The following is a 23,279-nucleotide window of genomic DNA, read 5'->3' as shown; positions in this document are numbered from 1 at the left end:
CGCGCCAAGCGGCCATTCACGTCCCCTCGCATGCTTCTGCGCTGCTGCCCCTTCGCGCAGGTGTCGCACGTGGCCGCTTCCGCGCGCGCTATGCGGCCACTCCAGTCCCCTCGCGTGGGCGCGCGCTGCTGCCCCTTCCCGCAGGTGTCACACTTGGCCGCTTCCGCCGTCGCCATGCGGCCATCCCAGTCCCCTCGCGTGGCCCCGCGCTGCTGCCACTCCCGCAGGTGTCACACCTGGCCCCTTCGGCGCTCGCTATGCGGCCATCCCAGTCCCCTCGCGTGGCCCCGCGCTGCTGCCCCTCCCCGCAGGTGTCGCACTTGGCCGCGTCCGCCGTCGCCATGCGGCCAATCGCGCCCCCTCGCGTGCTCCTGCGCTGCTGCCCCCCCCTCGCGCAGGTGTCACAGGTGGCCGCTTCCCTCCTCGCCATGCGGCCACTCGCGTCCCCTCGCGTGCTCCTGCGCCGCTGCCCCTCCCCGCAGGTGTCACGTGTGGCCGCTTCCGCGCGCGCTATGCGGCCACTCGCGTCCCCTCGCGCGGGGCTGGGCAGGTGCGCCTTCGCGCGGGTGTCACATGTGGCCGCTTCATCTCTCGCTACGCGACCATTTGCGTCCCCTCCGGGCGGGCGGGTCACACGAGGGAAGTGCCATCCCACCCGCGGCGGAGCAACGCGCGCCGCGCGATGGCCACCGCATCCGGGCGCTCGCCGCGGATGTTGCGCGAGGTGAGCCGTACCACCTCCCACCCGGCCTCCGCATACGCGCGATACTTCGCAAGGTCTCGGTCCCACTGCATCCGCGACGTCCGGTGATGATCGCCCTCGACCTCGACGACCGTCCGATACTGCGCGTAGACGAACTCCGAGATGCCGAGCAGACGCCCGTCCTGGCGGATCTCCTCATCGAGCCGCGGCTCCGGCAGCCCGCTCGCCTCGGCGTCCAGGCGGAACTCCGTCTCCAACGGCGATGCGCTGCCCACTCGAATGTCCGCGAGTGCTGCCGGCAACCGTCGAGTGCCCGGCGGGCGTGGCCCGGCCTCGACCGCGGCGCGCAGCTCGGCCGGCGTCGCGAGCGCCAGTTCCGGATGCGGGTGCCCGAACTCGTCCCGCGGAATCCGCACCACTGCATCGCCGACGACGATGAGTTGCCGCTCCGTGAGGTCTCGACTCAGCATGGCCCAAGTCGTCGCAGGGGTCGTGAGTGGCAGGTCATCGCGGAGATCGACGCTGGCGAGGTGCTCGGCCACCCGCCGGCCACGGATGCCGCGCCCCCGGGGTGCGCGCCCGGGCGACAGCACCGCGACCTCGAGTTCGTCCCCATGCCTCACGGGCAGGCCGAGGATGACGGCAGCCGTGCGCCCGCAGAAGAACGCATGCGGGCTCATGATCGGGGCGTACGACCGCGCGAGATCGAGCACTCGCGCCCGGTCGCGCCGATCGATAGCAAGCGGGCCAGCGTCAGCATCCTCGTCCGGGGCCATCTGCTCGACGCGCAGTCGGCGGACTCCGTGGAAGGGAGAGTCGAGGTCCTTCGCCCGCAGCCGCCGACGCGATACGTCCGCGCGCGCGGCTTGCGCGACGGAGAATCGGGCGCCGAGCGTCTCGGGAAGAGGGTGAGCAGTGCGAGGCATCCCGACACTCTCGCTGTATCGTCCCTCCGTCGGGCTCCGCGCGAAGCATCCACTGCGGAACCTCGGGAGGGATACTCATGCGACCGATTGTGCACGACGAGTGCGCGGGAGCGAGGGGGCGCGAGTGGTCGCTTCGAGGCGCGGGATGCGGCCACGTGTGACCGCTGCGAGGAGGGGTGGGGCGCCCAGAAGGGCGAGGGGACGCGAGTGGTCGCTTCGAGGCGCGGGATGCGGCCAGATGCGACCCCTGCAGGGAAGGGGGTGGGGAGGGCTGAACGGGGAGGGGACGCGAGTGGTCGCTATGGGCGCGGGGATGCGGCCAGATGCGACCCCTGCGGGGAAGGGGTGGGGAGGGCAGAAGCGCGAGGGGGCGCGAGTGGTCGCTTCGAGGCGCGGGATGCGGCCAGATGCAACCCCTGCGAGGAGGGGGTGGGGAGCCCAGAAGGGGGAGGGGACGCGAGTGGTCGCTTCGAGGCGCGGGTTGCGGCCATGTGTGACCCCTGCGAGGAGGGGGTGGGGAGCCCAGAAGGGGGAGGGGGCGCGAGTGGTCGCTTCGAGGCGCGGGATGCGGCCACGTGTGACCGCTGCGAGGAGGGGGTGGGGCGCCCAGAAGGGGGAGGGGACGCGAGTGGTCGCTTCGAGGCGCGGGATGCGGCCAGATGCGACCCCTGCGGAGAGGCGGTGAGGAGCCTCGAAGGGCAGGGGACGCGAGTGGTCGCTTCGAGGCGCGGGATGCGGCCAGATGCGACCCCCCGCGCGAGGGAACCCCCCGCGTTTGCCCCCACACCCCCGCGTCGCGTATGCTGTCTCTTTGGTGCCGTTTCTCGCTGCGCGGGAACCGGTCTCCGTCCGAACGTGAGCCCTCCACTGGCGTGTTCCCGTCTCGACAAGCTCCTGCAGCCCGAGATGAAGAACCACCCCGGAGTGGGATTCACGAACTTCTCCGTTCGACACAAGAAAGCAGCACTATCGTGACGCGCACTTATACCCCCAAGGCTGGCGAAGTCCAGCGCGATTGGGTCGTCATCGACGCCACCGACGTCGTTCTCGGCCGTCTCGCCTCGCACGCCGCTACGCTCCTGCGTGGCAAGCACAAGCCGACCTTCGCCAACCACATCGACTCGGGTGACTTCGTCATCATCGTGAACGCCGACAAGGTCGCGCTCACCGGTCAGAAGCTCCAGAAGAAGCTGGCCTACCGCCACTCGGGTTACCCGGGCGGCCTGAAGTCGGTCACGTACGCCGAGCTGATGGAGAAGAACCCGGTCCGCGCTGTGGAGAAGGCCATCCGTGGCATGCTCCCCAAGAACAGCATCGGCCGTCAGCAGCTGTCGAAGCTCAAGGTGTACGTGGGTGGAGAGCACCCTCACGCCGCTCAGCAGCCGACGACGTACACCCTCGACCAGGTCGCCCAGTAAGCGCCGTAAAGACTTAAGGACATACTTGTGGCTGACATCCAGGACACCACCGAAACCCCCCAGAGCTTCTCCACCTCGACCCCCGAGACCGATGCAGTCGAGGCGGCTCCCCGCCCCGTGCTGAGCGTTCCGGGCGCCGCGGTGGGTCGTCGCAAGCAGGCCATCGCCCGCGTGCGTCTGATCCCCGGCTCGGGCACGATCACGGTCAACGGCCGTACGATCGAGGACTACTTCCCGAACAAGCTGCACCAGCAGCTGATCAACGACCCGTTCACGGTCCTCAACCTCGCCGGCGGCTACGACGTCATCGCGCGCATCTCCGGCGGTGGCCCCTCGGGCCAGGCCGGTGCGCTGCGTCTCGGCATCGCCCGTTCGCTGAACGGCATCGACGAGGAGAACAACCGCGCGACGCTGAAGAAGGCCGGCTTCCTCTCCCGTGACGCTCGCGTCAAGGAGCGCAAGAAGGCTGGACTCAAGAAGGCCCGTAAGGCGCCTCAGTACTCGAAGCGTTAAGGTCCACTGCTCCGATGCCGATTTTTGGCACGGACGGTGTGCGAGGGCTTGCCAATGGCATCCTCACCGCCGACCTCGCGCTCACCCTGGCCCAGGCGACAGCTGTCGTCCTGGGCCAGGGCCGTACTGCGGAGTCTCGCAAAGCCGAAGGCAAGCGTCTCACCGCAGTCGTCGCCCGTGACCCTCGGGTCTCGGGTCACTTCCTGACCGCCGCCGTCTCTGCAGGTCTCGCCTCTTCGGGCGTCGACGTGCTCGAGGCCGGCGTCATTCCCACGCCCGCTCTGGCGTTCCTCGTGGCCGATCGCGATGCCGACTTCGGCGTCATGATCTCGGCGTCGCACAACGCGGCGCCCGACAACGGCATCAAGATCTTCGCTCGCGGGGGCGTCAAGCTTCCCGACGCGGTCGAGCGCCGCATCGAAGAGGCCATGGCCGGCGAGATGCTGCGTCCCACGGGTGCAGGCGTCGGTCGCATCGACCGCTTCTCGGATGCCGAGGACCGCTACGTCGTGCACCTGCTCGGCTCGCTGCCGAACCGGCTCGAGGGCATTCACGTGGTGCTCGACTGCGCCCACGGTGCGGCATCGGGCGTCTCTCCGGAGACGTTCCGCGACGCCGGCGCCGAGGTCACGGTGATCGGTGCCGAGCCCGACGGGCTCAACATCAACGACGGCGTCGGCTCGACCCACCTCGACAACCTCGCTGAGGCGGTCGTGCGGCTGGGCGCTGACATCGGCATCGCGCACGATGGCGATGCCGACCGCTGCCTGGCGGTCGACGCCGAGGGCAAGGTCATCGACGGCGACCAGATCATGGCGATCCTCGCGGTCTCGATGAAGGAGCGCGGTCGGCTGACCGACGACGTCCTCGTCGCAACCGTGATGAGCAACCTCGGTCTGCACGTGGCCATGCGCGAGCACGGCATCACCGTGCGCCAGACCGGCGTCGGCGACCGCTACGTGCTCGAGGACATGAACCGCGGCAACTACGCCCTGGGTGGCGAGCAGTCCGGTCACGTGATCATGAGCGAGTACGCGACCACGGGTGACGGACTGCTGACCGGTCTGCACCTCGTGGCCGAGATGGCGCGTCAGAACAAGACGATCGCCGAGCTCGCCTCGATCATGACGATCTATCCGCAGGTGCTCATCAACGTGCGCGGGGTCGACAAGGACCGCGTGGCCGACGATGAGGGCGTGCAGGAGGCCGTGCGTGCGGTCGAGGCCGACCTCGGCGACACCGGTCGCGTGCTGCTGCGCAAGTCCGGCACCGAGGCGCTCGTGCGTGTGATGGTCGAAGCCGCTGATGCGGAGTCGGTGCAGATGTACGCCGAACGCCTCGCCGATGTCGTGCGGGAGCGCCTCGCGCTCTGATATTCCGCATCGCACGTCGCGCAAGACGCGCATAACGCGATGCACCACTCAACGAAAACGGCCGGACGCTGATCTCAGCGGCCGGCCGTTTCGTCGTTCACCGATGCACGACGCGCACGCGTCAGGGTGCGGCGCAGATGCTGTAGCCGCCGCCCTGCGCCAGCACCTCTGTCGTGCAGGGGAAGCCGCTCAGCCGCGGCACATCCTGCATGGCCGGGGCGTCGAAGAGACCGACGTGTGCGCCGGTGAGCAGGATCATCGAGATCGCCGCGCCCCAGGGCTCTGCCGCGAGCCAGTCGGCGTCGTTCTCGTCGACCCACTCCGCGAGCGGCGCCGCGAAGTCGCGTTGGTCCTGCAGCGTCTCGGGCCGCCCCTGCATCGCGTTGTGCACGTGCAACACCCCACCAGCGGATACCACCACGGCCAGCGCCACGCTCGCGCCCAGAGCGACACGCGACAGCGTCCCCCGCGGCATCCGTCGCACCGCCCACACGGCGAGAGCGGCGAGCACCGGCACGAAGGCGAGCAGGCCGACGGCCGGATGCCGGACCCACAGCGGCAGGTGTGAGGCGGTCGACCACCACAGCACGAAGGTCGCAGCTCCCGCGGCTGCCGTGGCGGCGTACGTGAACGCGAGCCGGTCGGCCTCTTGACGATCCCGCCGCGCGACTACCGCGCCCGCCACGACGAGGCCGATCAGCAGCACGGCTCCGAGCGCGGCGATGATCCCGGGCAGCGACCACGAGTCGGCGAGCGTGGCCAGCTTCTCGCCGACGGAGGTCTTGGCGACCTGGCCGCCGCTCGTCACGAACCGCTTGAGCTCCCGCAGATGCTCGATGAACCCACCGACCCCGAACGTCAGCAGTGCGGCGAGCTCGAAGAGGAAGGTCGGCAGCGCCACGAAGATCAGCGGCAGCCACGACGACCGCAGCGCGGCCCGCACGCGCGCCCAGCCGGTGCCGTCGGCGAGCATCCACAGGGCAATCGCGAACGCGGGGAGCGCCAGCAGGGCGATCAGCTTCGCTTGGATGGCGAGACCGACGAGGAGGCCGGCGAGCCAGGCGCGGCGGGGGAGCACGACCAGCGCCCACACCACGAGGGCGGCCGCGGGGATCTCGCCGAGGATGTCGGCGGGCCCCTGAATCGGCGAGAACCCGGAGTTCGCGGTGAACGCGAGGGGCACGGCGACGGCGAGGAGCGCGGCCCAGCGTCCGCCGAGGCGTCGTCCGAGCACGGCGAGTCCGGCCAGCAGCAGCACCCAGTACGCCAGGGGCACCAGGCGGGCGCCGATGACCAGGTCGGCGCCGGTGGCGAGCACCGCGGTGATCGGCAGCAGCACGGTCGGACCCGTCGAGATCCGCTCGTCGAACAGCGTGATGGTCGAGCCCGAGAGAGCGCCGTCGCTGGCGTAGCCGAGTCCCGCGAGCAGGTTGACCGGCACGGTGAGGTTGAACGCCTCGTCCTCCCAGATGCGCCAGACGACCAGACTGTGCCAGGCGACGATGCTGTGCCCGATCACCAGGGCCGCGGCGAGCACCCAGAACAGGATCGTGCGCAGGCGGGTCATCGCGAGGCAGACTCGGGTCGGCGCAGGGTGCGCAGCGGCGCGGAAGGGCGGAGCGAGAGCATCCACGCCTCGCTCAGCGCCGACCGTACGAACTGGCGCAGGCGCTTGGGCGGAAGGCTCACGCGGCTCGCGCGCCCCCACATGGTGCCCACGGTCGACGACCCGCGGCGGGGGATGCTGGCGACCCGCAGGTAGCGCACACGGAAGCCCGCGCGTGCTTCGGCGAGCGAGAAGTGCACGTGCGGCACGGAGGCATCGGCGGGGAGCGCGTCGATCAGCACCCGCAGCGCCGCGGGACGGTAGGCGCGCAGCGGTGTGTTGACGTCGGGGATGCGGCGACCCGCGGTCACGGCGATCAGGGCGCCGACCGCGGCGGTTAGCGCCTGGCGGTACCACGGGTCGGTGCGACCGTCGCGCACACCGTGCACCACGTCGGCGTCCTCGCGCAGCAGCGCGGAGATGAGTCGAGCAAAGTCCGAGCCGTAGAACTGGCCGTCGCCGTCGACGTGCACGAGCACATCGGGGTCGGCGGCGAGTCCGGCGCGGTAGGCCGCCAGCGCGGTGGGGCCGTGTCCGCGGTTCTGCGGCTGCACCTCGACGGTCGCATCCGAGACGCCGTCGAACGCTGAGGCGGTGCCGTCGGTCGAGCGGTCGTCGGCGATGTGAAAGCTCACCCGATCGGCGAGCGGAGCCACGGCTTCGCGGATCTCGTCGACGAATCCGCCGATACCCTCGACCTCGTTGTAGGCGGGCATCACGATGGCGAGATGGGTGATCGTCACTTTGTCCTCAGAGGGTGCGCGTTCGTCGGGGGCACGCGCAGCCAGTATCGTAGTCGAGTCATGAACAACACCTCTCGATGGCGGCGTCTCGCCGGACTGGGCAGCCGCTTCCTCGTCGTCGGAGGACTCAGCACGATCATCGAGATCGCGGTCTTCAACCTGCTGGTCTTCGTGTGGGGCTGGGATGTCGTGTCGGGCAAGATCGTCGCCTCGCTCGTCGCCCTCATCAACGCCTACATCGGCAACCGCGAGTGGACCTTCCGTCACCGCGACCGCCGCGGCCGCGTCTCGGAGCTCGTGCTCTTCGTGATCACCAACGCCATCTGCACGGCGATCGGCGCCGGCCTCGTCTGGCTCGGCGTGATCATGGCCGAGGGGATTCTCGACCGCACGGCCGGACCCGTCGTCATCAACGCGGTCAACCTCGTGAGCATCGTGATCGTCGTCGCGCTGCGCTTCGTGCTCTACCACTTCATCGTCTTCCGCTCGCCGACGCCGCGTTCCGCTCCCACCGCCGGTTAGGCGGAGGCGCGGGCCTTCTTCGCGGCCTTGCGCGAGGCGCGGGTTCCGGGTGCACCGCCGAGCTCGTGCGTCGAGCCGTAGGTGTAGGCGCCGTAGCCGTAGCTGTCGGGTCCCTTGGTCGGAAGCATCGTGATGACGAGGCCGAGCAGGTTGACGCCCGCGGTGGTGAGCGTGCGGATCGAGCCCTGCAGCTCCGGCTTGCGGGTCTTGCCCGAGGCCGCGGCGAGGATCAGCCCGCTGGCCTTCTTGCCGATCACGGCCGCGTCGGTGACGAGCAGCAGGGGAGGAGCGTCGATCAGGATGTAGTCGAAGTACTCCGACAGCGTCGAGAGCACTGTGTCCATCGCGGTCGAGCCGAGCAGCTCGCTGGGGTTCGGCGGCACGGGACCGCTGGGCAGAACGTAGAGCTCGTTGGTGCCCCACTTGTGCAGCGCCTCAGACAGCGGGACCTGGCCGATGAGCACGTTGGTGAGTCCGACACCGCCCTCCATCGCCATGTAATCGGCGATGCGAGGCAGACGCAGGTCGCCGTCGATCAGCGCGACGCGGGCACCGGTCTCGGCGAGGGCGATGGCGAGGTTCGCGGTGGTGGTCGACTTTCCCTCACCGGGACCCGAGCTCGACACCACGAAGGTGCGGGCATCGCCGTCGACGTCGAGGAACTGCAGGTTCGTGCGCAACGTGCGGAACGACTCGGCGCGAGGGCTGCGCGGGTCGGCGTGCACGATCAGCGGGCGCTTGGTGGCCTCGGGGTCGTAGGCGATGCCGCCGAGAAGCGGGCGGTCGGTGATGACCTCGAGGTCGTGCAGGGTGTGGATGCGGGTGTCGAGCACCGTCCGCAGCACGGCGAATCCGATGCCGGCGGCGAGTCCGAGCAGACCGCCGATGATCACGAGCAGCGGAATATTGGGGCTGGACGGCGCGGTCGGCACAGCGGCCGGGTTCGTGACGGTCACGTTGACGGGGCTGACGCCGCCCTCGACGGCCGGGCGCTCGAGCGTGTTCTGCACCGCGTCGGTGAAGCTGACCGCGGTCGCGTCGGCGATCTCGGCCGCGCGCTCAGGGTCGGTGTCGGTGACCGAGATGGTGATCATGACGGTGTTCAGCGGCGTGCTGGCGGTGACCTTGCCGGCGAGCTGGCGCGCGGTCATGTCGAGTCCGAGCTCTTCGATGACCGGATCGAGCACGAGTGCGGTGCCGATGGTGTCGACGTAGCTGGTGACCATCTGGCGTGCGAAGGTCGTGCCCTGCACGAGGTCTCCGGTGGCGGCGCCCTCGGTGCGCACCGACACGTACAGCTGCGTGGAGGTGACGTACTTCGGTGCCTGCAGGTACGCGTACGCACCGCCGCCGGCGAGGCCGACCAGGAGGAGGACGAGGATGACGATCCAGTTCTTCTGCAGGATGCGGATGTAGTCGCGGAGCTCCACGTGGTCTTCCCTCTGGTTGTCGTCGCGCTCATGCGCGATTCGGATCAGTGTATGCACGACGCCCGGAGGCGCCAGGTCTATTTGCGGTCGGGCCCGTAACCGTAGGCGCCGGCGAGTGAGCGGTCAGGGCCGCTCGTGGGCAGCATCGTGACGACGGTGCCCACCACCTTCGCGCCGACGTTCTCGATGCTGGTGACGGCGTTCCGCACCCGCGGGACGACGGCCTTGTCGGCGGCGGTCACGAGGATCGTGCCGGAAGTGCGCCGGGCGATGACCGCGGCATCCGTCACGAGCACCACAGGAGGCGCGTCGATCAGGATGATGTCGAAGGCCTGCCGCAGGTCGGCGAGCAGGCGGGCCATCTCGGCGGAGCCCAGCAGCTCGGCCGGGTTGGGCGGAATGGTGCCCGACGGCAGCACGAACAGCGTGCCGCGTCCCCAGCGCTGCAGCGCGTCGGCGACCGAGACGCGTCCGGCCAGGACCTCGGTGAGTCCGACGCCGCCCTCGATGCCGAAGTAGTCCGCGATGCGGGGGAGGCGCAGGTCGCCGTCGATCAGCGCCACCTTCGCTCCGGATTCCGCGAAAGCGATCGCGAGATTGGCGACGGTGGTCGACTTGCCCTCGCCGGGACCGGCGCTGGTGACGACGAAAGCCGGCGTCTCGCCCGAGGGGGTGAGGAACTGCACGCTCGTGCGCAGCGAGCGGTAGGCCTCGGCGTGCGGGTCGGCGCCGCCGCCGGTGACGACGAGCGGATGCTTGCCGGCCGAGGGGTCAAAGGTGGTGGTTCCGAGCACCGGGGCCCCGGTCGCGGCAGCGGCGTCTTCGACCGAGCGGATGCGGGCGTCGAGCGTCGTGCGCAGCACGGCCACCAGGATGCCGGCGGCGAGGCCGAGCAGGCCACCGGCCGCCAGCGACAGCGTGCCGTTCGGGGCGGATGCCGCGGTGGGCACGCCCGCGGGCTGGATGACGTCGATGCGCACGATGCTCGCGCGTCCCTCGGACGGACGCTCGAGCTCTTCGGCGACGACCGTGGCGAAGCTGTCGGCCACGGCGTTCGCGATGCGGGCCGCGCGGCCGGGCATCGCGTCGTCGACGGTGATGGAGATGGTGGTCGAGGCCACCGGGGCCGTGGCGGTGACGCGGGAGGCGAGCTGCTCGGGCGTCTCGTCGAGGCGCAGATCGTCGATCACGGGCTGGAGCACGATCGCGCTCGGGATGATCGTGACGTAGCTGGTCACGGCCTGCAGAGCGTAGGTGCGGGCGAGGTTCAGTTCGCTCGTCGTCGGCGTGCCGGTCGTGCTCTGCGCCTGTCCGATCACGAAGACGTCGGCGGTGGTCGTATAGCGCGTGGGGGTGGTGATCGCGTGCAGGACTCCCAGCGAGAGACCGATGAGCGTCAGCGACACGATCAGCACGAGATTGTGCCTCAGCGCGCGCAGCGACAGCTGGATGTTCAATGGCCCCCCACGGCTTCGGATTCCTCGGCGAACGCCTTACTCCTTGAAGACACTACCCAAAGTGCGTCCGGTATATTGCAGCGTGCCCTCGCATCACAAGACGGCACCCTGGGGGAAACGCATGACGAACGACGAGATCTTCGACCTCGACAAGACGCGCGACCGCTCGCGTCTTCGTGAACCCGCCGACAGCGAGACGATCGCCGGCGGACTCGACGGGCTGCTCGGACGCCGTCGTCCGCCGCGCGTCGCCGACAGTGTGGGCCACGATCTTCCGCGTCTGGTCGCCATGGTCGACGCCGCCGCCGCGAACCGTGCACCGATGCCGACCAGCTCGGCACCGTCATCCGTCCGCCGCTCCCGCCGTCGCATTGACTGGCTGAGCGCCGCCGTCGGTGCTGCCGCCGTGGTCACCGTCGCGATCGCCTCGACGTTCACCGCGGTGCAGATCGCGAACGCGAGCCCGACGGGCGACGCGGTCGCGCTGCTGCAGTCCGACGAGGACGCGCTCACGTCGGCCGAGCTCGCCCTCACCGCTGCCCGCGTGCGCGTCGAGGAGCAGATCCAGAGCGGTCTCGCGACCGCCCAGGCTTTCCAGGCCGCGTTGACCGCGTTCACGCCCGCCGAAGAGGAGGACCCGTTCCTCGACCAGGCACTGCTCGACGGCGCGAACCTCTCGGCCACCCAGTACACGACGGCGCTGCAGGCGATCGTGATCCCGGAGGATCTCGAGGAGTGGAAGGCGCCGAAGGTCGACGAGGAGTCGCTGACCAGTGTCGCCGCCGCGATCGACGAGGTGCAGGGGCGCACCGGTCTCATCGATGACATGAACGCCGAGCTGCGCACGACGCGTCAGTCGGTCGAGGCTGCCGCCACGGGCTTCACCGCGGGGATCGACGCCTTCCGTGCCGGGCTCACCGCCAGCACCGCGACCGTCCTCGAAGACGCGCCGGACGCCGATCAGACGCTGCGCGACGCCGTGACGCTCGCATCGACCACCGCCGGGGCGGCCGACCTGACTACCAGTGCCGGTGCTGCCGCGCTGCTGGCCTACCGCGACGCCGTTCGTGCGTTGCGCGACGGCCAGGTTCGCGCCGAGGATGACGCCGCCGCCGAGCGGGAGCGCGAACGCGAGCGTGAGCAGGAGCAGAACAACGCGAACAACAACAACAACAACCAGGGCACGGACGACGGCAACGAGAACCCCGAGCCGACCGATCCCGGTACCGGAGATCCGGTCCCGCCGGTGACTGACCCGCCGCCGGTGGTGGATCCGCCTGTCGACCCGCCCGTCGACCCGAACGCCCCCTGAACCGGATGGTGACCCGGCTCGACCTGCGCGCTCTGTGACGCTCGGCCTCGCGGTCTGATCGATCGAGCGTCATTCTTCGACGCCATCCGCGCCGAACCGATGTACCAGCATTCTGCATGCCCCTCGATGTGCCACGATGGAACCAATACATCGCTAACAACGCAGACATCGACAGCTTCCGACAGGCCCTAGCCTGCACCGGGAGGATCGCGCGGAGACGTGCGTGCAGGGGGAACAGTGCCATCGGTCTCGAATCCGGAAGACGGCGTATCGGTCTGGCAACGGCGGCGGAGGCTCACCGCCGCGATCGTCGACAGCGGCGCATGGATCATCGGAATCGTCATCGCCGTGGTGCTGCGCTTCGAGTTCGAACCCACCCTGCGTGGGTGGCTCTCCATGACGATGCTCGCCGTCATCGCGGCGGCCGGTCAGATCGTCGTCGGCTACTACCTGGCGCTCTATCGCGGACGCTTCACCTACGGCTCGTTCGATGAGGTCAGGGCGCTCGGCCTCGCCGTCGTGATCCAGGCGGCCGTGCTCTCGATCCTCGTGATGATCGTCGGCCCCGCCGTCGGACTCCCGCGTGGCACCGTCATCCTCGCCTTCCCCTTCGTGCTGCTGCTGATGTTCGGCGTGCGCTACATCGCCCGCCTGGTGCTCGAGCGCAGCCGCAAGCCCGGCGCCGAGGCTGAGCCCGCACTCATCGTGGGTGCCGGCTACGTGGGCGACGTGCTGCTGCATCAGATGACGACCGACCCGACGTCGCCGCTGCGGGCCGTTGGCATTCTCGACGACGACCCGAACAAGAAGAACCTGCGCCTGCGCGGCATCCCGGTGATCGGCCGCACGAGCGAGATCGCCGCCGCCGCCGAGCAGACCGGCGCGACGACGCTGGTGATCGCGATCGGCAGCGCCGACAGCACGCTGCTGCGCCGCCTCACCGACGACGCCGCGTCCGCAGGGCTTCGCGTCACGATCACCCCGACGCTGACGAACATGATCTCGGGCGAGCAGTCGGCGATCGACCTGCGCGACATCAGCATCGAAGACCTCATCGGCCGCCACCCGGTCGACACCAACGTCGAGCTCATCGCCGGCTACGTCACCGGCCGCCGCGTGCTCGTCACCGGTGCGGGCGGATCAATCGGCTCGGAGCTCTGCCGCCAGCTGTCGAAGTTCGGCCCCAGCGACCTGATCATGCTCGACCGTGACGAGACAGGTCTGCAGATGGCCCAGATCGGCACGCTCGGGCACGGTCTGCTCGACTCGAAGGACGTGGTGCTCGCCGACATCCGCGAACTCGACACCCTGCGTACGATCTTCGCCGAGCGCCAGCCCGAGGTCGTCTTCCACGCGGCGGCACTCAAGCACCTACCGATGCTCGAGCAGTACCCCGACGAGGCGTGGAAGACCAACGTGCTCGGCACCCTCAATGTGCTCACCGCAGCCCGCGAGGTCGGCGTCGACACGTTCGTCAACATCTCGACCGACAAGGCCGCCAACCCGACCAGCGTGCTCGGCCACTCCAAGCGCGTGGCCGAGAAGCTCACGGCCTGGGCGGGCGAAGAGACCGGCATGCGCTATCTCTCAGTTCGCTTCGGCAACGTGATCGGCAGCCGCGGCTCGATGCTCCCCACGTTCCAGTCGCTGATCGAGGCGGGCGGGCCCATCACGGTCACGCACCCCGACGTCACGCGCTACTTCATGACCATCCCCGAGGCCTGCCAGCTCGTCATCCAGGCCGGCGGAATCGGTCGCCCGGGTGAGGTGCTGATCCTCGACATGGGCGAGCCGGTCTCGATCCTCGAGGTCGCCAAGCGCATGATCGCGATGTCGGGCAAGAAGATCGAGATCGTCTTCACGGGCCTGCGTCACGGCGAGAAGCTGCACGAGGTGCTGGTCGGTTCGGCCGAGAACCTCGAGCGTCCGTTCCACCCCAAGGTGTCGCACACGCGTGCCGATTCCATCTCGCCCCAGCGCCTCGACAAGGCCGGCTGGGAGGCACGGATGCAGTCGGTGCCCCGCAACAACGACACCTCGATCATCGAGCCGATCCGCCTCGACACCACGGAGTACAAGAAGTGACCGCACGGATCTACATGTCTTCGCCCGACGTGGGCGAACTCGAAGAGAACGCGGTCCTCGCCGCCATGCGATCCGGCTGGATCGCCCCGCTGGGACCCGACGTCGATGCGTTCGAGCGCGAGCTCGCCGAGCGAGTCGGCGTCGCGCACGGTGTGGCCCTCAGCTCGGGCACTGCGGCACTGCACCTCGGACTGCTGACGCTCGGCGTCGAACCGGGTGACATCGTGCTGACGTCGACCATGACGTTCGCGGCCACCACCAACGCCATCGTCTACACCGGCGCCGAGCCGTACTTCATCGACGCCGATCCGGTCACGGGCAACATGGACCCGGCTCTGCTGCGCCAGGCGCTCTCGCAGGTGCATGCGGCGGGGGAGCGGGTCGCGGCGATCGTGCCGGTCGACCTGCTCGGCAAGGCCGTCGACTACACGGCGATCCTCGAGGCCGCCGCCGAGTACGACGTGCCGGTGCTCTCTGACGCTGCCGAGTCGCTGGGTGCACACCACCGCGGCCGCGCCGCCGGCAGCTTCGGACGTGCGTCGATCGTGTCGTTCAACGGCAACAAGATCATGACCACGTCGGGCGGCGGCATGCTGCTCACCGACGAGGCGGAGTTCGCGCAGCACGTGCGCTACCTGGCCACGCAGGCCCGCCAGCCGGTCGTGCACTACGAGCACACCGACATCGGCTACAACTACCGCATGAGCAACCTGCTCGCGGCCCTCGGGCGTGCGCAGTTGCAGCGTCTCGACAGCATGATCGCGCGACGCCGCGAGGTGCGCGAGATGTACAAGGAGCTGTTCGCCGACGTCGCCGGCGTCGAGGTGTTCGGCGCCGCGGGCGACCACGACGACAACGTCTGGCTCACGTCGATCATGGTCGACTCCGAGGTCACCGGGTGGCAGCCGCAAGAGCTCGCCGCCGTGCTCGCCACCGACGACATCGAGAGCCGTCCGGTCTGGAAGCCCATGCACCTGCAGCCGGTCTTCGCCGGGTCGCGCGGTGTCATCACCGGCGCATCCGAGGCGCTGTTCGAGCGGGGTCTGACCCTGCCCAGCGGCTCGGCACTCACGACCGAACAGCGCGAGCAGGTGCGCTCGGCCATCGCCGCCTTCCTCGATGGGCGCTGAGATGACCAGGCCCGCTCGTCGGCCGTACGACGGCGTCAAGCGTGCGCTCGACGCCGCGGCGTCCGCCGTGCTGCTCGTCGCGCTGAGCCCCATCATTCTGATCACGGCTCTCGTCGTGCGCCTCAATCTCGGCAGACCTGTGCTCTTCACTCAGCCGCGCCCCGGTCGCGGCGGTCGGGTGTTCCGTCTGTACAAGTTCCGCTCGATGCGCAACGTCGACGAGTCGCGCGGATGGGTCACGGATGAGCAGCGCCTGACGCGCTTCGGCCGTATTCTGCGCTCGACGAGTCTCGACGAACTGCCCTCGCTGTGGAACGTGTTCCAGGGCGACATGAGCATCGTCGGACCCCGCCCGCTGCTAGTGGAGTACCTGCCGCGCTACACGCCCGAGCAGGCGCGTCGGCACGAGGTGCGGCCTGGCATCACCGGTCTCGCGCAGGTCAACGGCCGCAACACCGTGCAGTGGGAGCAGCGCTTTGCCCTCGACGTGCAGTACGTCGACTCGCGCAGCCTGGCCGTCGACGCGAAGATCCTGGTCGACACCGTCCGCTCGGTCGTCGCGCGCGAGGGCATCAACGCCGAAGGCCACGCCACGATGCACAAGTTCGGAGAAGCGAATGGCTGAGCGCATCGTGGTGATCGGCGCCGGTGGCTTCGGACGCGAGACGCTCGACGTGGTCGAAGCGCTCATCGCCGCGGGGGAGCCGCTGCACCTCGCTGGAGTGGTCGACTCGGGCCCGCGCCAGGAGGATCTCGGGCGCCTCGCTGCCCGCGGCATCCGCTACCTCGGCACCGAAGACGACTGGCTGCCGACGGCCGCCGGTGACGAGCGCTTCGTCGTCGCGATCGGCTCGCCGCGTGTGCGTGCGACCGTGTCCGCGCGCCTCGCCGCCGCGGGACTCCGAGCCAAGACTCTCGTGCACCCCCGGGCGGTGATCGGCTCGCGGGCGCACATCGGCGAAGGCGTCGTCATCACATCGGGCGTGCAGGTCTCGACCAACGTGACGCTCGGCGATCACGTGCACCTGAACCCCGGATGCATCCTCGGCCACGACGCCGTGCTCGCCGACTACGTCTCGGTCAACCCCGGAGCAATCGTCTCGGGCAGCGTCGTGATCGAGACCGGAACGCTGCTGGGCGCGGGTTCTGTCGTGCTGCAGGGTCTGACCGTCGGCGCTGACGTGACCGTCGGGGCAGCTGCGTGCGTCACGAAGAACGTGGCGGCCGGGATGACCGTGGTCGGAGTTCCGGCGCGGGAGTTCGAGAACGGGAAGGAATCATGAAGATCCTGATCGTCTCGCAGTACTACCCGCCCGAGGCAGTGCCGCTTCCCGCCGACCTCGCACAGGGGCTCGCGGCGCGCGGGCACCAGGTCAAGGTGCTCACCGGCTACCCGAACTACCCGACCGGGCGCGTGTTCCCGGGGTACCGGCAGCAGTGGCGTTCGACCGAGAAGGACGGCGCGGTGGAGATCCATCGCGTGCCTCTCTTCGCTGATCATTCGCAGAGCGCGATCAAGCGGATGCTGAACTATTTCTCCTTCGCCCTGAGCTCTGCGACCGCGCGACGCCTCTCCGGCGGTGCGGATGTCATCTACGTGTACGCGACGCAGATGACAGCCGGTTTCGGCCCCTGGCTGTGGCGTGTCACCGGAGGTCGCCCGTACGTCCTGCACGTACAGGACCTCTGGCCCGACTCCATCATCGGTTCGTCGATGATGGCCGGCGGCACGAAGGAACGCGTCATCTCGGGCGTTCTCGGGCCCTGGCTGCGCAGCGCGTACCGCCGGGCAGCCGCCGTCATCGGCATCGCCCCGACGATGGTCTCCACTCTCGTCACCCGCGGTGTCGCGCCGGACCGCGCCCACCTGGTCTACAACTGGGCGGATGCTGGCGACCCCGTCGAATCTGCGCTGCCTCCCGTCGAGGGAGGCCGAGCTGAGGTCGTCTACGCCGGCAACGTCGGAGACATGCAGGACCTCGGAACCGCAGTGCGTGCGGCGCATGCCGCAGCGGACGCCGGGGTCGTCCTGACGATCGTCGGCGATGGCGTCGCGCGCGGGGAGCTGCAGACGCTGGTCGCAGAACTCGGTGCGCAGAACGTGCGCTTCGAAGATCCGGTGCCACGCGAGCGCATGCCCGAGATCTACGCCCGTGCCGACTACGCACTCGTGTCACTCAAAGACATGCCCGTGTTCCGAGGCACGATCCCGTCGAAGTTCCAGGCGGTCCTCTCGGCGGGTGTGCCCGTGATCACCACCGTGCAGGGCGACGTGCGCGGCCTCGTCGAGGGCGACGGCGTCGGACTGACGGCGGATGCCGAGAACGTCGACTCTCTGGCGGCATCCTTCCGGGAGGCTGCTGCACTCACCTCCGACGAGCGGGCCACCATGGCGCGCAACGGCCGGGCGATGTACGACACCCATTTCTCCCGCGAGTCGGGAATTTCCAGTATCGAGGAGCTGCTGACGGCAGCCGCGAAGGGAACGAGTAGAGGACGATGAGCGAGTCATACGGCGGAGCGCGCGTACTGGTCACCGGCGGAACCGGATCGTTCGGTCACACGGTCGCGAAGAAGCTCCTGGAACGCGACGTGGCGGAGATCCGCATCTTCAGCCGCGACGAGGCCAAGCAGGATCTCATGCGCCACGAGATCAAGGACTCGCGACTGCGGTTCTACGTCGGCGATGTGCGTGATTACGACAGCGTCGATCGCGCGACGCGCGACGTGGACTTCGTCTTCCACGCGGCGGCGCTCAAGCAGGTTCCGTCGTGCGAGTTCTTCCCGATGGAAGCCGTGCGCACCAACGTCAACGGCAGCGAGAACGTCGTGCGCGCCGCTGACCGCAACGGAGTCCGCTCGGTCGTGGCGCTCAGCACCGACAAGGCGGTCTACCCCGTCAACGCGATGGGTATGTCGAAGGCGCTGATGGAGAAGGTCGCGCAGTCGCACGGCCTGAACAACCCGAACACCGAGACCACCGTCTCGTGCGTCCGATACGGCAACGTCATGTACTCGCGCGGATCGGTCATCCCGCTGTTCATCCGCCAGATCAAGGCGGGCAACAACATCACGGTGACCAACCCCGACATGACCCGCTTCATGATGTCACTGGCGCACTCGGTCGATCTTGTCGAGTTCGCGTTCCGCAACGCGCAGCAGGGCGACCTGTTCGTGCGCAAGGCCAAGGCGACGTCCATCGGCAACCTCGCTCAGGCGGTGCTCAACCTGTTCCGCTCCGACGCGAAGCTCGAGGTGATCGGCACACGTCACGCAGAGAAGCTGTCTGAGGCGCTCGCCACTCGCGAAGAGCTGTCACGCGCCCGCGACATGGGCGAGTACTTCCGCGTCGTCGCCGACAACCGCGACCTGAACTACAGCGTCTACTTCGAAGAGGGCGACGTCACGCAGAACCGCTTCGAGGACTACGACTCGCACACGGTGCAGCAGATGACGCTCGGCGAGGTCGAGGAGCTTCTGCTCACCCTGCCCGAGGTGCGCTCGGAGCTCCGCCAGGCGGGTCTCCCCGAGACCGCGGTGTCGACCTCGTGAGCGCAGTCGCCGTCACCGGTGCGCGCGGATTCCTCGGCTGGCATCTGCGCTCCGCGCTGCAGGAGTCGGGTACCGCCACGGAAGCGATCCCTGTGGGGGAGGGCTTCGACCTTCAGCAAGCCACCGAGGCGGTCAACGGCAGCGCGCGGGCGATCCACATCGCCGGTGTGAACCGCGCCACCGATGACGAGGTCACCGAAGGGAATGTCGGGTTCGCGGACCAGCTGGCCGCCGCACTTCGTGCGGCTGAGACTCCGCCCCCGGTCGTCGTCTACGCGAACTCCACCCAGTCGACCAACGGCTCGGTCTACGGCGAGGCCAAGAAGCGCGGCGCGGAGGTCCTCGCCGCCGCGGCATCCGACATCGGCGCTGAGTTCATCGATGTGCAGCTGCCGAACCTTTTCGGCGAGCACGGACGGCCGTTCTACAACGCCGTCACCGCGACCTTCAGCCACCTGATCGCGTCAGGAGAGAGCCCGACGGTCGATAACGACAAGGAGCTCTCCCTTCTGCACGCGCAGAACGCGGTCGATCTGCTCACCGGCGCCGTGCCGCTCACCGAGCTCGAGAACCTGCAGAAGGCCGAGACGGTGTCGGGCTTGCTCGCCCGACTCCAGGGATACGCCGAGTTGTACAAGCACGGCGAGATTCCGAGCGTGGCTGACGACTTCGATCGGGACCTCTTCAACACGTTCCGGTCGTACACGTTCCCCGCGCAGACGCCGATCAACCTGACGCGTCACGCCGACGCGCGCGGGTCCTTCTTCGAGATCATCCGCACGCACGGCGGTCCCGGTCAGTCGTCGTTCTCCACCACGGTGCCCGGCGTCACCCGCGGCGACCACTACCACCGTCGCAAGATCGAGCGCTTCACGGTGCTGCAGGGGCGCGCCAGGATCTCGCTGCGCCGACTGTATTCTGACGAGGTCGTGTCCTTCGAGGTCTCAGGCGATGCGCCCGGAGCCGTCGACATGCCGACGATGTGGGCGCACAACATCACCAACATCGGAGACGACGTGCTCTACACCTCGTTCTGGACGAACGACATCTTCGACCCCTCCCACCCCGACACGATTGCCGAGGCAGTGTGACCATGGCTGACAAACTCAAGGTGATGACGGTCGTCGGCACGAGGCCGGAGATCATCCGCCTCTCCGCGACGATCAAGCTCCTCGACGAGCACACCGAGCAGATTCTCGTGCACACGGGGCAGAACTACGACTACGAGCTCAACGAGGTGTTCTTCGAAGATCTCGGGCTCCGTCGCCCCGACCACTTCCTCAACGCCGACACCTCGTCGTTGGGTGTGGCGCTCGGGTCGATCCTCGCGAAGACCGAAGAGGTGCTGATCGCCGAGAAGCCCGACGCGTTCGTGGTGCTCGGCGACACGAACAGCTGCATCTCGGCGGTCATCGCGAAGCGCATGAAGATCCCCGTCTTCCACATGGAGGCCGGCAACCGCTCGTTCGACGAGAACGTGCCGGAAGAGACGAACCGTCGCCTCGTCGACCACGTCGCCGACTACAACCTCGTCTACACCGAGCACGCGCGCCGCAACCTGCTGGCCGAGGGCCTGCACCCGTCGAAGATCCTCCTCACCGGCTCGCCCATGCGCGAGGTGCTCGAACAGAACCGTGCGCAGATAGATGCGAGCGATGCCGTGGAGCGCGCCGGACTCACGCCGGGGGAGTACTTCCTCGTGAGCCTCCACCGCGAGGAGAACGTCGACAACCCGGCGCGGCTGCGGTCGGCCGTGAATGCTCTGCAAGCTCTGAGCGAGGAGTACGGACTCCCCGTTCTCGTCTCGACGCACCCGCGCACGCGCAAGCGGCTCGAAGCGCTGGGCATCACTGAGAGCGAGAACGTTCGGTTCCACCCGCCGTTCGGTTTCCACGACTACTGCAAGCTGCAGTTGCAGTCGAAGCTGGTGCTCTCCGACAGCGGCACCATCAGCGAGGAGTCGAGCCTGCTCGGCTTCCCTGCCGTCACGCTGCGCGACTTCATCGAGCGGCCCGAGTCGGTCGACACCGGTGCGATCATCACGGCCGGTATCGAGCCGGAGCGCGTGATCGCGGCCGTCCGTGTCGTCCTGGCGCAGGAGCGCCGTCCGAAGACGCCTGCCGATTATCAGATCGACGACACCGCGCAGCGCGTCGTGAACTTCATCCACGGCACGGTGCCGTCGCATCGTCGTCGGCTCGGCCTGCTGTCCAACGGCGAATGACACCCGGCCGAACGTGGTTCGGCCAGTCCACTGATCCCAGATCCTGAGGAGCCCGAGTCAGCGCATGTCTGAAGCGCTTGTGTATTACTTCGCCTTCCCGCACTACCGACGAGGAATTCTCGACGGTCTGCGCGCAGAACCCGAGCCAACTTTCGACTTCGTGGCCGGCAGCAGCTCACGTGCCAACATCAAGGCTCTCGGAGAGGACGATGTCGACGGATTGGACATCGTTCCGAGCTTCCGACTCGGTCCGGTGAGTTGGGACCGAGGAGTGGTGGCGCGCGCCGTCTCCCCGACGTACTCGACCGTGGTGCTCGGCCCGGCAACTCTGTCGCTGAGCACGTGGGCGATCCTTCTGGGGCGTCGGCTCCGCGGGCGCAGAACGTTCCTCTGGGGCCAGTGCGGTCGTTTCGGCGACCGTTCGCTGAAGCGTCGTGTTCAGGAAGTCATGAACCGACTCGCCACCGGCCTGCTCGTCTACGGCGAGAACGAAGCCGTCGCGGCGACGCAACTGGGGCTCTCCGCTCGTCGTGTTCAGGTGATCAACAACGCGACCCACTCCAACCGTGACGTGTTGGACGCGCAGGACGACGCCGCTCAGCTCGCTCGCGCTCAGGAAGCCGCTCGCCGAGCGGAGGCGGACGGCACAGTGCGCCTGCTCTTCGTGGGAAGGCTCAACCGCGACAAGCATCTCGATGTGCTGTTGAGCGCGGCACGGCAGCTTCGCCGGCAGTATCCGGGGCTGTCGATCGACCTGATCGGCGACGGCGATGCCCGTGACGAGCTCCGACGCGACTTCGACGACGAGTGGATCACCTTTCATGGGTGGGTGTACGACACCGATGAGCTCGCCGGCTATTTCGACGCCGCCACCTTCGTCTGCTCGCCGTACCACATGGGTCTTCTCGCCATCGATGCGCTTCGCGCCGGCACACCGGTACTCGTTCCCGATAACCCGATGAATGGATCAGAGGTGGAAGCGCTCACGCCGATGGTGAACTCGGTGAGGTTCTCTCCGGGCGAGGAACAGGGAATTGTGAATGCTGTCGGGCGATGGTTCTCCGTCGTCGGCGAACTCGATCTCTCGACGTATCGAGAGGCCAGGAGGACGGCTCTCGCGACGTGGGACCCTGAAGGCGTTGCCGCGGCGATCAAGCGGGCGACGGCCCAGGGACTGAGAGTGAAAAAGTGAGCAGACAGACGCCGACCTTCCTCTGGCTCACCGGGCACGTGCGCAACGTGGGCGACTCGATGTTGCGGCGCCCTCTCGCCGATCTCTACCGCGAGGTCGGTCCGATCCGTGTGTGGTCCGGAGCACCCGGTACTGGCTATGCCGCTGGCTTACGCATCTCTGAGGCGGAGAGCGCGCCCTCTTTCGGGCGGTGGGCTCGGCAGTTCACTGCCGCCGCTCTCCGTGGCAAACCGACCTTCGTCTTCAACGCTGGCGAGTTCGGGGTCACGAAGGCGTATTTCTTCGGGCTATTGCTGCTCGCGCCAGCAATCCTTTTGGCCCGCGCGAAAGGCTCTCGAATCGTTTGGGTCGGCGCTGGGGTGAAGAACCGCCGCCGGTACTTCATGTGGCCCTTCGACGCGCTTGCAAAGTCGGCTGCAGATCTGCGGTGGCGCGATGTCACGTCTGCCCGGCTCATGGGCCGTGGTGAGACGATGCCCGACTGGGGCTTCGGTATCGGCCCCGGCGGCGAATCGGCTCCCGCGATCGCTGCCCCCGTCCCCGCGGCTCGGCGGAAGATCGCCATCTCCTTGCGTGGGGATCGTCGCGAGCCGTCAGCAGAATGGCTCGAAGCTGTCGCGCGCCTGGCGAAGCGTCTGGAACGAGAGATCGTCTGTGTCGTCCAGGTGCAGGACGACGATGCGCTGGCGCGACAGGTGGCTGACCACCTCGGCGCAGATGTCGTCGCGTGGGGCGATGGTGACCATTGGGCACAGGAACAGCGCGTTCGAGAGGTGTACGCGCAGTCCGTCTTGGCGTTGTCCGACCGGCTGCATGGTCTCGTCATCGCCGCCACGGAAGGCGCGATCCCGCTGGGCTGGTGCGAAGCGACGACCGTCAAGGTCGCCAACCACTTCGATGTCATCGGTGCTGACTGGGTCGGACCCGGCGAGTCTGCTTCGATCGACCTCATCGATGGGCTCGACCACGCGCGTGTCGCAGAACTGGCCGCCGATGCCAGCATGAGAATCGTGGAGGCACGAGCTCGCGTCGATGGAGTCCGTGCAGAACTGATCGCAGCCGAAGCACGATGATCAGTGTGGACGGCAGAGAC

The 23,279-nt window shown here is 68.4% G+C and carries 20 protein-coding genes; 15 read left to right on the top strand and 5 right to left on the bottom strand.

Annotated features, from left to right (window positions below; all coding sequences use genetic code 11):
• Positions 1 to 630: 630 nt before the first annotated feature.
• A complete protein-coding gene (locus tag AC2D10_RS06925) occupies positions 631 to 1,629 on the bottom strand; it encodes a hypothetical protein (protein ID WP_484711305.1) in 999 nt (332 codons plus the stop codon).
• Positions 1,630 to 2,600: 971 nt separating this feature from the next.
• On the opposite strand from AC2D10_RS06925, the gene rplM reads away from it, so the two are divergent.
• The 3 genes from rplM to glmM are packed head-to-tail and all read left to right on the top strand — an operon-like array spanning position 2,601 to position 4,933.
• Positions 2,601 to 3,047, top strand: coding sequence for a 50S ribosomal protein L13 (rplM, locus tag AC2D10_RS06920; protein WP_484711304.1), 447 nt, complete (start codon positions 2,601 to 2,603; stop codon positions 3,045 to 3,047).
• Positions 3,048 to 3,074: 27 nt separating this feature from the next.
• Positions 3,075 to 3,560, top strand: coding sequence for a 30S ribosomal protein S9 (gene rpsI / locus AC2D10_RS06915; protein WP_484711303.1), 486 nt, complete (start codon positions 3,075 to 3,077; stop codon positions 3,558 to 3,560).
• A 14-nt stretch (positions 3,561 to 3,574) separates the two neighbouring features.
• On the top strand, positions 3,575 to 4,933 hold the full coding sequence (glmM, locus tag AC2D10_RS06910; RefSeq protein ID WP_484711302.1) for a phosphoglucosamine mutase: 1,359 nt from the start codon (positions 3,575 to 3,577) through the stop codon (positions 4,931 to 4,933).
• Between the two features lie 121 nt (positions 4,934 to 5,054).
• On the opposite strand, the gene AC2D10_RS06905 is transcribed toward glmM, so the two are convergent.
• Together AC2D10_RS06905 and AC2D10_RS06900 are read right to left on the bottom strand one after the other, a co-directional pair.
• Entirely contained in the window at positions 5,055 to 6,500 is a 1,446-nt protein-coding gene (locus AC2D10_RS06905; RefSeq protein ID WP_484711301.1) for a hypothetical protein, read from the bottom strand.
• Complete coding sequence (locus AC2D10_RS06900) at positions 6,497 to 7,282, bottom strand: glycosyltransferase family 2 protein (protein ID WP_484711299.1); 786 nt, start codon at positions 7,280 to 7,282, stop codon at positions 6,497 to 6,499. Before AC2D10_RS06900 ends, AC2D10_RS06905 begins: the two co-directional genes overlap by 4 nt.
• 60 nt (positions 7,283 to 7,342) lie before the next feature.
• Here AC2D10_RS06900 and AC2D10_RS06895 point away from each other — a divergent pair, with 60 nt between their 5' ends.
• Positions 7,343 to 7,804 (top strand): GtrA family protein, encoded by a 462-nt coding sequence (locus AC2D10_RS06895; protein ID WP_484711298.1) that lies wholly within the window; start codon positions 7,343 to 7,345, stop codon positions 7,802 to 7,804.
• Here AC2D10_RS06895 and AC2D10_RS06890 read toward each other — a convergent pair.
• Both AC2D10_RS06890 and AC2D10_RS06885 read right to left on the bottom strand, forming a co-directional pair.
• A complete protein-coding gene (locus tag AC2D10_RS06890; RefSeq protein ID WP_484711296.1) occupies positions 7,801 to 9,234 on the bottom strand; it encodes a tyrosine-protein kinase domain-containing protein in 1,434 nt (477 codons plus the stop codon). The genes AC2D10_RS06895 and AC2D10_RS06890 overlap by 4 nt on opposite strands.
• Before the next feature lie 77 nt (positions 9,235 to 9,311).
• Entirely contained in the window at positions 9,312 to 10,691 is a 1,380-nt protein-coding gene (locus tag AC2D10_RS06885) for a tyrosine-protein kinase domain-containing protein (RefSeq protein WP_484711295.1), read from the bottom strand.
• Between the two features lie 121 nt (positions 10,692 to 10,812).
• On the opposite strand from AC2D10_RS06885, the gene AC2D10_RS06880 reads away from it, so the two are divergent.
• The 11 genes from AC2D10_RS06880 to AC2D10_RS06830 all read left to right on the top strand — a co-directional run bounded on the left by AC2D10_RS06880 (position 10,813) and on the right by AC2D10_RS06830 (position 23,259).
• Positions 10,813 to 12,003 (top strand): hypothetical protein, encoded by a 1,191-nt coding sequence (locus AC2D10_RS06880; RefSeq protein ID WP_484711294.1) that lies wholly within the window; start codon positions 10,813 to 10,815, stop codon positions 12,001 to 12,003.
• Between the two features lie 237 nt (positions 12,004 to 12,240).
• Positions 12,241 to 14,088, top strand: a complete 1,848-nt coding sequence (locus tag AC2D10_RS06875) for a polysaccharide biosynthesis protein (RefSeq protein WP_484711293.1) — start codon at positions 12,241 to 12,243, stop codon at positions 14,086 to 14,088.
• Between the two features lie 14 nt (positions 14,089 to 14,102).
• Positions 14,103 to 15,218: a DegT/DnrJ/EryC1/StrS family aminotransferase gene (locus tag AC2D10_RS06870; RefSeq protein WP_484711291.1), complete on the top strand. Its 1,116-nt coding sequence runs from the start codon at positions 14,103 to 14,105 to the stop codon at positions 15,216 to 15,218.
• 1 nt (position 15,219) lies between these two features.
• Positions 15,220 to 15,843 (top strand): sugar transferase, encoded by a 624-nt coding sequence (locus tag AC2D10_RS06865; protein WP_484711289.1) that lies wholly within the window; start codon positions 15,220 to 15,222, stop codon positions 15,841 to 15,843.
• Positions 15,836 to 16,501, top strand: a complete 666-nt coding sequence (locus AC2D10_RS06860; protein WP_484711288.1) for an acetyltransferase — start codon at positions 15,836 to 15,838, stop codon at positions 16,499 to 16,501. The genes AC2D10_RS06865 and AC2D10_RS06860 overlap by 8 nt, the downstream gene beginning before the upstream one ends.
• On the top strand, positions 16,498 to 17,721 hold the full coding sequence (locus AC2D10_RS06855) for a glycosyltransferase family 4 protein (RefSeq protein WP_484711287.1): 1,224 nt from the start codon (positions 16,498 to 16,500) through the stop codon (positions 17,719 to 17,721). Before AC2D10_RS06860 ends, AC2D10_RS06855 begins: the two co-directional genes overlap by 4 nt.
• Complete coding sequence (locus AC2D10_RS06850; protein WP_484711286.1) at positions 17,718 to 18,770, top strand: SDR family NAD(P)-dependent oxidoreductase; 1,053 nt, start codon at positions 17,718 to 17,720, stop codon at positions 18,768 to 18,770. The genes AC2D10_RS06855 and AC2D10_RS06850 overlap by 4 nt, the downstream gene beginning before the upstream one ends.
• Positions 18,767 to 19,861 (top strand): polysaccharide biosynthesis C-terminal domain-containing protein, encoded by a 1,095-nt coding sequence (locus tag AC2D10_RS06845; protein ID WP_484711284.1) that lies wholly within the window; start codon positions 18,767 to 18,769, stop codon positions 19,859 to 19,861. The genes AC2D10_RS06850 and AC2D10_RS06845 overlap by 4 nt, the downstream gene beginning before the upstream one ends.
• Before the next feature lie 2 nt (positions 19,862 to 19,863).
• On the top strand, positions 19,864 to 20,994 hold the full coding sequence (gene wecB / locus AC2D10_RS06840) for a non-hydrolyzing UDP-N-acetylglucosamine 2-epimerase (RefSeq protein WP_484711282.1): 1,131 nt from the start codon (positions 19,864 to 19,866) through the stop codon (positions 20,992 to 20,994).
• A gap of 64 nt (positions 20,995 to 21,058) precedes the next feature.
• On the top strand, positions 21,059 to 22,186 hold the full coding sequence (locus AC2D10_RS06835; RefSeq protein WP_484711281.1) for a glycosyltransferase: 1,128 nt from the start codon (positions 21,059 to 21,061) through the stop codon (positions 22,184 to 22,186).
• Positions 22,183 to 23,259, top strand: coding sequence for a polysaccharide pyruvyl transferase family protein (locus tag AC2D10_RS06830; protein ID WP_484711279.1), 1,077 nt, complete (start codon positions 22,183 to 22,185; stop codon positions 23,257 to 23,259). Before AC2D10_RS06835 ends, AC2D10_RS06830 begins: the two co-directional genes overlap by 4 nt.
• Positions 23,260 to 23,279 lie beyond the last annotated feature (20 nt).

The organism is Microbacterium sp. PI-SA-G (assembly GCF_057215335.1).
The sequence above is the reverse complement of the archived record's forward strand: the minus strand, read 5'-3'. Positions and strand labels throughout refer to the sequence as shown.

Coding starts and splice junctions, on each gene's coding strand:
- AC2D10_RS06925 (WP_484711305.1), bottom strand. CDS start 1,629: ATGCCTCGCACTGCTCACCCTCTTCCCGAGACGCTCGGCGCCCGATTC.
- glmM (WP_484711302.1), top strand. CDS start 3,575: ATGCCGATTTTTGGCACGGACGGTGTGCGAGGGCTTGCCAATGGCATC.
- AC2D10_RS06905 (WP_484711301.1), bottom strand. CDS start 6,500: ATGACCCGCCTGCGCACGATCCTGTTCTGGGTGCTCGCCGCGGCCCTG.
- AC2D10_RS06895 (WP_484711298.1), top strand. CDS start 7,343: ATGAACAACACCTCTCGATGGCGGCGTCTCGCCGGACTGGGCAGCCGC.
- AC2D10_RS06880 (WP_484711294.1), top strand. CDS start 10,813: ATGACGAACGACGAGATCTTCGACCTCGACAAGACGCGCGACCGCTCG.
- AC2D10_RS06870 (WP_484711291.1), top strand. CDS start 14,103: ATGTCTTCGCCCGACGTGGGCGAACTCGAAGAGAACGCGGTCCTCGCC.
- AC2D10_RS06865 (WP_484711289.1), top strand. CDS start 15,220: ATGACCAGGCCCGCTCGTCGGCCGTACGACGGCGTCAAGCGTGCGCTC.
- AC2D10_RS06860 (WP_484711288.1), top strand. CDS start 15,836: ATGGCTGAGCGCATCGTGGTGATCGGCGCCGGTGGCTTCGGACGCGAG.
- AC2D10_RS06855 (WP_484711287.1), top strand. CDS start 16,498: ATGAAGATCCTGATCGTCTCGCAGTACTACCCGCCCGAGGCAGTGCCG.
- AC2D10_RS06850 (WP_484711286.1), top strand. CDS start 17,718: ATGAGCGAGTCATACGGCGGAGCGCGCGTACTGGTCACCGGCGGAACC.
- wecB (WP_484711282.1), top strand. CDS start 19,864: ATGGCTGACAAACTCAAGGTGATGACGGTCGTCGGCACGAGGCCGGAG.
- AC2D10_RS06835 (WP_484711281.1), top strand. CDS start 21,059: ATGTCTGAAGCGCTTGTGTATTACTTCGCCTTCCCGCACTACCGACGA.